This window comes from Mesorhizobium intechi, from assembly GCF_002879535.1.
Lineage (GTDB): Bacteria > Pseudomonadota > Alphaproteobacteria > Rhizobiales > Rhizobiaceae > Mesorhizobium > Mesorhizobium intechi.
The window spans coordinates 1-5,551 of the sequence record NZ_PNOT02000234.1; the positions used below are offsets into that span (position 1 = coordinate 1).

Genomic DNA, 5,551 nt, shown 5'->3' on the forward strand with positions numbered 1-5,551 from the left:
GTGCGATACTGCTTGTCTGGGCAGCCGCGCTGCTAGTAGTCTCGCTGTGAGTGGGGGAAATTCAATGACAGATCAGGGCTGGGCGATGAAAGGAGAGCTCGTACTCTCCTGCAATTGCACGGTTTTTTGCCCTTGCGTGCTGTCGCTCGGCAGTCACCCTCCGACCGAGGGGTATTGCCAGACCTGGGCCGGTTTCCGTATCGATGCCGGCCATTTCGGCGAGGTCGACCTGTCCGGCCTCAACCTTGGCCTGATCATGGAGATTCCCGGTTACATGAGCCGCGGCAACTGGACCGCGGGCCTCTTCATCGACAAACGCGCCTCGATCTACGCGGTGAAGGCCTTGACGAAGATTTTCACCGGCAAGGCCGGCGGAACGACATCGCTGCTGTCGATCCTGGTCGGAAAATTCCTGGGTGTCGAACAAGTGCCGATAACCTATGAGACGCGGGACAAGACGCGTATCTTCCAGATACCGAAGATCATTGATGGCGCGGTCACGCCAATCGCGGGAAAGGATCGCGAGAAGGATACGGTGATCACCAATTCGGAATACTGGATTGCACCGGAGATCATCGTGGCGAGGTCCGACAAGAGCAAGATGCGAGCCTTTGGCCGCAACTGGAATTTTGCCGGCCGCTCGGCCGAGATCTGCAAGCTGGATTGGCGGGGCCCGTGAGCAAGAACACATCGGCCAGGAACATGGCGGCACGGAAGGCCGCCAAGAAAATCACGGATCGGATTCCACGACCGAAGAAGAAGGTCACCTGGCCGCAGGCGAGGGCGTTCTCCGTCCATCTGCTGACGGCGTCAGGCTCGTTCCTTGCCTTCCTGTCGCTGGTCGCTGCCAGTGAGGAACGCTGGACGGCAATGTTCTGGTGGCTTGGGCTGGCACTGTTCGTCGACGGCATCGACGGGCCAATCGCCAGGAAGCTCGAGGTCAAGGAAATCCTGCCGACCTGGTCGGGCGAGCTCCTCGACAACATCATCGACTACGTGACCTACGTGCTGATCCCGGCCTTCGCGCTCTACCAGCGCGGCTTCATGGGCGAGGGTCTGTCGTTCCTGTCGGCGGCGATCATCGTCGTCTCCAGCGCGATCTATTATGCCGACACCGGCATGAAGACGAAGGAGAATTTCTTCAAGGGCTTCCCCGTGGTCTGGAACATGGTGGTGTTCACGCTGTTCGTCATCGAGCCGGGACAGTGGGTGTCGTTCGCGGTGGTGGTGGTTGCCGGTATTCTGACCTTCATACCGATCAATTTCATTCATCCGGTGCGGGTCGTGCGGCTGCGGCCCATCAATCTCACAATGACCCTTTTATGGTGCGCCTTCGGCGCGCTCGCCCTCGCACAGGCGGCGCTTGCCGCCTTCTACGACCAGATCGGCGTTTTGGGCGGACAGGTCAGCACCTTCATCAAGATCGGCATCACCATTACCGGGCTCTACCTGGCCTGCATTGGTGGCATCATGCAGTTCTTTCCAAATCTCGGCGCCAAAAAGGCCTGACCGGCCGCTCCCAGAGGAATCCCTATCCATGTCCAAAGCGATCCGCATCCACGCCCATGGGGGCCCGGAAGTTCTGACCTATGAGAACGCCGATCCCGGCCAGCCGGGTTCCGGGCAGATCCTGGTCAGGCATACGGCGATCGGCCTCAACTTCATCGATGTCTATCATCGCTCCGGCCTCTATCCGCCGCCCGGAGGCTTTCCTCTCATTCCGGGCAGCGAGGCCGCCGGCGTCGTGTTGCACGTCGGCGAGGGCGTCGCCTGGCTGAAGCCGGGGGACCGGATCGCCTATGCCGTAACGACAGGCGCCTATGCCGAGGAGCGCGTCGTCGATGCCAGCCGGGTCGTCAAGGTTCCGGACGGCATCAGCGACGAACAGGCGGCCGCAATGATGCTGAAGGGCATGACCGCCGAATATCTCCTGCGCCGGACCTTCAAGGTGAAGGCGGGCGACACGATCCTGTTCCATGCCGCGGCCGGCGGCGTCGGGCTCATTCTAGGCCAGTGGGCGAAGCACCTGGGCGCAACTGTCATCGGCACGGCAAGCTCGACCGACAAGATCGAAATCGCCAAGGCGCACGGCTTCGATCATGTCATCAACTACAGGGAGCAGGATTTCGTCGAAGGCGTCGCCGCGATCACCGGCGGCAAGAAATGCGACGTCGTCTACGATTCGGTCGGCAACGACACATTCCCTGCCTCGCTCGACTGCCTCAAGCCGCTCGGCATGTTCGTCAGCTTCGGCCAGTCCTCGGGACCGATCCCGCCCTTCTCGATGTCATTGCTGGCGCAGAAAGGCTCGCTGTTCGCCACAAGGCCGACGCTGTTCGTCTACAACGCGAAACGCGAGGACCTCGACGCCTCCGCGGCCGCGTTGTTCAACGTGGTGCTCAGCGGCGCCGTCAAAATCCAGATCAACCAGCGCTATGCGCTGAAGGATGCGGGCAAGGCGCATGCCGACCTCGAGGGGCGCAGAACCACAGGGACGACCATTCTCATCCCTTAGAGACTGCCTGGAAACTCTGCACTGGCGGCCATCTGATGGCGTTTTCTGCGCTCCCGGTGCTCACGGACCCAAATGTCCGCTGCGCTCCGGTTCTCGAACCACCACCATATGACTCGCCAGAGCGAATTCGAAACAGTCTCGTAGTCCCGCCGCGCTTGCTATCCCTTGAATTTCCGCTGAAATTCTTGAAGCTCTTTCAAGACGCGTGCCGCTTTCCGTTGAGAGCCGGCGGCGCCTACCATGCTTGCGGGAACACAGAACATATCTGGTGAACCAGATGGGAGGCACTGTGAGTGCAAATCACGATGGGGCGAACCTGCTCGAGGTTCGCGGCCTGACCAAGATATTCGGCACGCTGACGGCGTGCGACCATATCGATCTCAACATCGCCAAAGGTGAAATCCACGCGCTGCTCGGCGAGAACGGCGCCGGCAAATCGACGCTGGTCAAGATGCTGTTCGGATCGCTGGAGCCTAATTCCGGCGAGATTTTCTGGAACGGCCAGGCGGTGCGGATCACCAGCCCGGGTGCCGCCAAGAAGCTCGGCATCGGCATGGTGTTCCAGCATTTTTCGCTCTTCGAGGCGCTGACCGCGGCCGAGAACATCGCGCTTTCCCTGGACGACGGTTCGCCCATCAGCAGCATCGCCGCAAAGGCGAGGGCTCTTTCCTACAGCTACGGCCTGCCGCTCGATCCGGATACGCTGGTCGGCGACCTGTCGGTCGGTGAGCGCCAGCGGATCGAGATCATCCGCTGCCTGCTGCAGACGCCGCAGCTTATCATCCTGGACGAGCCGACCTCGGTGCTGACGCCACAGGAAGCCGACAAGCTGTTCGAGACGCTGGAGCGGCTACGCTCGGAAGGCAAATCGATCCTCTACATTTCGCACCGGCTGGAAGAGGTCAAGCGCATCTGCGACCGCGCCACCGTATTGCGGCACGGCAAGGTGGTCGGCCATTGCAACCCGCGCGAGGAGACGGCCGCCTCGCTCGCCCGCATGATGGTCGGCAACGAGGTGCAGGCCGTGGTGCGCGCGCCGGTCGAGGGGATCGAGACCGCGCAGCCGCTGCTTGAAATCCGCGGTCTCACCCGCAAGCCGGCAACGCCGTTCTCCATTCCGCTCAAGAACATCCGCCTCAGTGTCCGTGCCGGCGAGGTGATCGGCATTGCCGGTGTCGCCGGCAACGGCCAGGGCGAGTTCTTCGAATCCGTTTCAGGCGAAGTGTTGCAGCAGGAGGCCGCCTCGGTGCGCATCCGCGGCAAGGACGCGGGTGGGCTGACCATCACCGGACGGCGCTTGCTGGGTGCCGCCTTCGTGCCGGAAGAGCGCCTCGGCCATGGTGCGGCGCCGCGCATGAAACTTTCGGAAAACCTCTTGCTGTCGCGCCATGCCACTGACGGCAAGGCGTTCGTCGGCACCGGTGGAATGGTCAAGAGCGGCGCCATTTACGCTGCCTCCCAACGCATCATCGAGGCGATGGACGTGCGCAAGAGCGCGCCGGATCCGGAGGCTGCGGCACTTTCGGGCGGAAACCTCCAGAAATTCATCGTCGGCCGCGAACTCGACCGCCGGCCCAGCGTCATGGTGGTGAACCAGCCGACCTGGGGCGTCGACGCCGGCGCCGCCGCCCACATCCGCCAGGCGTTGATCGAACTGTCGCGGAGCGGATCGGCGGTGCTGGTGATCAGCCAGGATCTCGACGAGCTGTTCGAAATTTCGGACGCGATCGCGGTCATGCACAATGGCGAATTGTCCAAGCCGATGCCGATCGCCGAAGCGACCTTCGAGAAGGTCGGCCTGCTGATGGGCGGCGCCGAGCCCGGCCACGCCGAACATACGCTGGAGACGGCATGATGCGCCTCGAACTCGTCAAACGCCCGCAGCGGTCCGCGCTGTTTTCGGCCCTGTCGCCGTTCATCGCCTTCGCGCTGACGATCATCGCCGGGGCCATCATGTTCGCGCTGCTCGGAGTCAATCCGTTGACCGCGTTTCGGATCTACTTTGTCGAACCGATCAGCCAAGTCTGGCAGTTGCATGAACTGGCGATCAAGGCGGCGCCGCTGATCCTGATCGCGGTCGGCCTGTCGGTCTGTTACAAGGCCAACATCTGGAACATCGGCGCCGAGGGCCAGTTTATTTTCGGCGCCATCTTCGGCTCGGCCATACCGGTGCTGTTTCCGCAATTCGAAGGCCCGCTGGTGTTGCCGCTGATGCTTTTGCTCGGCATGGTCGGCGGCGCGGCCTATGCGGCGATACCCGCGTTTCTGAAGAACCGCTTCAACACCAACGAGATCCTGACCAGCCTGATGCTGGTCTATGTCGCCCAGCTCTTCCTCGACTGGCTGGTGCGCGGTCCCTGGCGCGATCCGCAGGGCCATGGTTTCCCACAGACAATCCAGTTCGGCGACTCCGCCGTACTGCCGGAACTGATGCCGGACGCCGGACGCGCCAACTGGGGCTTTGTCTTCGCGCTGGTTGCCGCGGTGCTGATCTGGATCCTGATGGCCCGCATGCTCAAGGGCTTCGAGGTGCGCGTGCTGGGTTCCAGCCCGCGGGCAGGGCGCTTCGCCGGTTTCGGGCTCAGCCGCATGGTGTTCTTCGCCTTCCTGCTGTCGGGCGCGCTGGCCGGACTTGCCGGCATTTCTGAAGTCTCCGGCGCCATCGGGCAATTGCAACCGGTGATTTCGCCCGGATACGGCTTCACCGCCATCATCGTGGCGTTCCTCGGCCGCCTCAATCCGCTCGGCATCATCGCGGCGGGCCTGGTTCTGGCGCTGACCTATCTCGGCGGCGAGGCGGTGCAAAGCGCGCTCGGCATTTCCGACAAGGTGGCGCGGGTCTTCCAGGGCATGCTTTTGTTCTTCGTGCTCGGCTGCGACACGCTGATCCACTACCGCATCCGCCTGATCGGCCTGGCGCTGACGAAACAAGAAGGCGCGGCAAAGCTCGACGCTGCACCGAAGTTGAAGGAAGCCCGCTGATGGACATCACCGTCAACATCCTCCTGACGATCGCGACGGCGGCGACGCCGCTGT

The 5,551-nt window shown here is 62.6% G+C and carries 5 protein-coding genes; all 5 read left to right on the top strand.

Features of this window, described 5'->3' with window-relative positions; all coding sequences use genetic code 11:
* Positions 1 to 64: 64 nt before the first annotated feature.
* The 5 genes from C1D09_RS20595 (at position 65) to C1D09_RS20615 (ending at position 5,497) form a co-directional block, all read left to right on the top strand.
* Positions 65 to 679, top strand: a complete 615-nt coding sequence (locus C1D09_RS20595) for a DUF1326 domain-containing protein (protein ID WP_095788751.1) — start codon at positions 65 to 67, stop codon at positions 677 to 679.
* A 23-nt stretch (positions 680 to 702) separates the two neighbouring features.
* Positions 703 to 1,509 carry a phosphatidylcholine synthase gene (gene pcsA / locus C1D09_RS20600; protein ID WP_167514693.1) on the top strand — a complete coding sequence of 269 codons (807 nt, stop codon included), beginning with the start codon at positions 703 to 705 and terminating at the stop codon, positions 1,507 to 1,509.
* 28 nt (positions 1,510 to 1,537) lie between these two features.
* Positions 1,538 to 2,515 (top strand): quinone oxidoreductase family protein, encoded by a 978-nt coding sequence (locus tag C1D09_RS20605; protein ID WP_143976044.1) that lies wholly within the window; start codon positions 1,538 to 1,540, stop codon positions 2,513 to 2,515.
* 277 nt (positions 2,516 to 2,792) lie between these two features.
* Positions 2,793 to 4,370, top strand: a complete 1,578-nt coding sequence (locus C1D09_RS20610; protein WP_167514692.1) for an ABC transporter ATP-binding protein — start codon at positions 2,793 to 2,795, stop codon at positions 4,368 to 4,370.
* Positions 4,367 to 5,497, top strand: a complete 1,131-nt coding sequence (locus C1D09_RS20615) for an ABC transporter permease (RefSeq protein WP_143976046.1) — start codon at positions 4,367 to 4,369, stop codon at positions 5,495 to 5,497. Before C1D09_RS20610 ends, C1D09_RS20615 begins: the two co-directional genes overlap by 4 nt.
* The last annotated feature ends 54 nt before the right edge of the window (positions 5,498 to 5,551 follow it).

What these genes read in the sequence shown, in the direction of transcription:
- C1D09_RS20595 (WP_095788751.1), top strand. Translation starts at nt 65, where the DNA reads ATGACAGATCAGGGCTGGGCGATGAAAGGAGAGCTCGTACTCTCCTGC.
- pcsA (WP_167514693.1), top strand. Translation starts at nt 703, where the DNA reads ATGGCGGCACGGAAGGCCGCCAAGAAAATCACGGATCGGATTCCACGA.
- C1D09_RS20605 (WP_143976044.1), top strand. Translation starts at nt 1,538, where the DNA reads ATGTCCAAAGCGATCCGCATCCACGCCCATGGGGGCCCGGAAGTTCTG.
- C1D09_RS20610 (WP_167514692.1), top strand. Translation starts at nt 2,793, where the DNA reads ATGGGAGGCACTGTGAGTGCAAATCACGATGGGGCGAACCTGCTCGAG.
- C1D09_RS20615 (WP_143976046.1), top strand. Translation starts at nt 4,367, where the DNA reads ATGATGCGCCTCGAACTCGTCAAACGCCCGCAGCGGTCCGCGCTGTTT.